Raw genomic sequence first — 2,921 nt, forward strand, 5'->3', positions numbered from 1 at the left:
GCGGGAGGGGCCTGCGGCCTGTCCCGCCGCTCCGCCCAAACGTCGGCGCGATCCCGCGTTTCGGTGCCGTTGGGGTGGGGCGGCGGGGGGTGTCCTGAGTGGACGGTGGATTGTTAGCGGGGGCGGTTTGGGCGTTTGGGCATTAGGTCGTAGAGCTTTTTGCGGGCGCCGTTGTCGTTGACGTTGCGGGCTACGGCGACCTCGGAGATGAAGTCTTCGAAGACGAACTCGTCGTCGGCGGGGACCTCGGTGGGGCCGGGGTTTTGGGCCAGGTAGCTGTCCAGGGTTTCGGCGATTTCCCGGAACGAGACTGCTTGGATGGTTTCTGGGGCGAAGGTGGTGACTGGCACGCCGTGTGCGGCGGCTTCGTTCATCACTACGCCTAGCGGCACGTGCGAGAGCATGGGGACGCCGAAGGAGTACATCTCCTGCAGCGCGGCGGCGGCGTAGTGCGAGATGGGGCGGCGGTACAGGCCAGGGACGATGCCGAACCACGAGATGGGGGCGCGGCCCGTCGTCTGCTCCACGTAGCGGACCTGCTCGGACAGCAGGCGCAGGGCGCGAATGCTCGTCTTGTCCGGCTGGACCGGCACCAGGATCCCGTGCGAGGCCGCCAGCGCGTTGTTCGTCAGCACATCCTGCGCGGGCGGGCAGTCGATGATCACGTGGTCGTAGTGCGCGAACTGGATCACCCTCGCCAGCTGCCACCCGGGCACCCGGAACTGGTCCAGCCTCCGGATCAGATCGAACATCCCCGGCGACGTCGGGATCACGTCCAACGCGCCGCCGCGGCCCAGATTGCTGCGCGGATGCGGCACCGCCAGCTGCTCGATCGGGCCCTTCCACAGCTTCGTCAGCGCCTTCGCCAAACTCGGCGCGTCCGCCGGGACCTCGTCCATGCCGAGCATCTCGGTCGTCGCGTGCCCCTGCGGGTCGAGGTCGACGAGCAGCACCCGCCTGCCGCGTTCGGCGAGGGCCGCCGCCGCGCCCACGCTCAGCGAGGTCTTGCCCACCCCGCCCTTCTGGTTGACCACCGAGGTGATCTGCATGCCGGAGCGCTCCCTTGTCGGTCGTTCCGCGAAGGCTATCGGACTTGCCCGCCGCAGCGCGCTCATCCGCCCCCGGCCTGTCGCGGACGCACCAGCAAAGCCTGCGCGCCAGTGCCGACCGGACCCGAACGATCGTGCAGCGTACTGGTCGCGGTGCCGATCCCGTGCGGCCCGACCAGCGTGACCGCGTCCAGCCCGATCCACTCGCCCTCAGGGATCCGGCGCAGATGCACGGTGAGCTCCGAATTGATGAACCACCACTCCGCCGTCGGCAGGAAATGCGACACCCCGTTGCCCGAATCGGCGATCGCGAACAGCCGCTGCAAGCCGGTCGGCTCCTCGCCGTCGACCAGCGGATACCGCTGCCGCCCCCACACCGCGGCCGGACCCGGCGCGGAGATCGCGCCCCGGACCGAACGCCATTCGATCGCGTGCAGATAGCCGCCCTGCCAGTCGTCCGGGAAAGCCGCTTCGCTGCCCGCGTCGGCCGCGGGCAGCAGCGGACCGCCGTCCGTGGCGATGCCGGCGGTGTCCGACGTCGCGATCCGCCACCCCGACGCCCGCGCGACCGTCCGGCCGTTCGCGGCAAGCTCGGACTGGACCAATTCGACCGTCCGGCCCGGCCGCTCGACCCACGACCGCTGCTCCAGCACGCCCACCGGAGCCGGGCCGAGAATCTCGACCGTGACCCGGGCCAGCTGCGCCGGATGCCGCGACTCCAGCCGCTCCAGCCCGCGCACCAGCAGCGCCGACGGCGGACCGAAATGCTGCGCCCCCGGATCCCACGGGCCAACGGTGTGCTCAGTCGCCTCGTACCGCTCCTCGCCGAGCGGGAGGAAAAACGCGTCGCCCATCAGTCGGCCCGGTCCAATACCGTCTCCTCGCCCGGATCCGGCTCCGGCCAGCCCGGATACTCCGGCGGCGTCCCCCCGAACTCCGGGCAATGCGCCTGATGATCGCACCACGAGCACAGCTTTCCCTTGTTCGGCCGGAAATCCCCGGTCTTCCCCGCCTTCAGGATCGCCTGCCAGATCGCTTCCAGCGTCCGCTCGAACCGGACCAGCTCCGCCTCGTCCGGCGTATAGGCCAGCGACTGGCCGTCCGTCAGGTACATCAGCTTCAGCTGCCGCGGGACCACCCCGCGCAACCGCCACAGCACCAACGCGTAGAACTTCATCTGGAACAAGGCTTTCGCCTCGCCGATCTCCCGCGGGGCAGCGCCGGTCTTGTAGTCCACCACCCGGATCTCGCCGGTCGGCGCGACATCCACCCGGTCGATGTACCCGCGCAGCAGCACCCCCGAACCCAGCTCGATCTCCACGTGCAGCTCGCACGCCTCCGGCTCCAGCCGGCGCGGATCCTCCAGCTCGAAATAAGAATCGAGCAGCTTCTCCGCGGAAGCCAGCCACTTGTCCGTCTCGCCCGGTTCGCCGTCCGCGAACAGCTCCGTCCACTCCGGACTCTCCGCGGACAGCTCAGTCCACGTCGGCGCGAGTAGCTCCTTCGCTCTCGGCGCGACCCGCTCAGCCGCGGGCAAGGCGAAAAGCCGCTCCAAAACCGCGTGGACGAGCGTGCCGCGCAGCTGCGCCCGAGTGGGCACCTCCGGCAGCCGATCGACCGCGCGGAAACGGTAGAGCAGCGGGCACTGCTTGAAGTCGCTCGCCCGGGACGGCGACAACGCGGGCCGCCTCCTGGCAGGCGCGTCGGCCCCGGGAGGGGTGGAGACCGTGGCGGTGTCGGACATGGGCAGAGCGTAACGCTGGGGTACGACAATTGTGTTGGCCCCGCCTTCGGCGGGGCGTGCGGGATCGCCTTGAAGTCGGCGTGCCGAGGAGCAACGCGCCCGGCCCGGGGGGCCGTGCACGTTGCACC

At 70.1% G+C, this 2,921-nt stretch carries 3 protein-coding genes; all 3 read right to left on the bottom strand.

Annotation, left to right across the window (positions count from 1 at the left end; genetic code table 11):
• Positions 1-113: 113 nt before the first annotated feature.
• The 3 genes from ACWGIC_RS44815 to ACWGIC_RS44825 all read right to left on the bottom strand — a co-directional run bounded on the left by ACWGIC_RS44815 (position 114) and on the right by ACWGIC_RS44825 (position 2,799).
• Positions 114-1,049, bottom strand: coding sequence for a ParA family protein (locus ACWGIC_RS44815; protein ID WP_452082046.1), 936 nt, complete (start codon positions 1,047-1,049; stop codon positions 114-116).
• Positions 1,050-1,111: 62 nt separating this feature from the next.
• Positions 1,112-1,903 carry a thioesterase family protein gene (locus tag ACWGIC_RS44820; RefSeq protein ID WP_452082047.1) on the bottom strand — a complete coding sequence of 264 codons (792 nt, stop codon included), beginning with the start codon at positions 1,901-1,903 and terminating at the stop codon, positions 1,112-1,114.
• Positions 1,903-2,799, bottom strand: a complete 897-nt coding sequence (locus tag ACWGIC_RS44825; RefSeq protein WP_452082048.1) for a RecB family exonuclease — start codon at positions 2,797-2,799, stop codon at positions 1,903-1,905. The genes ACWGIC_RS44820 and ACWGIC_RS44825 overlap by 1 nt, the downstream gene beginning before the upstream one ends.
• Positions 2,800-2,921 lie beyond the last annotated feature (122 nt).

Source organism: Amycolatopsis sp. NPDC054798 (genome assembly GCF_053611505.1).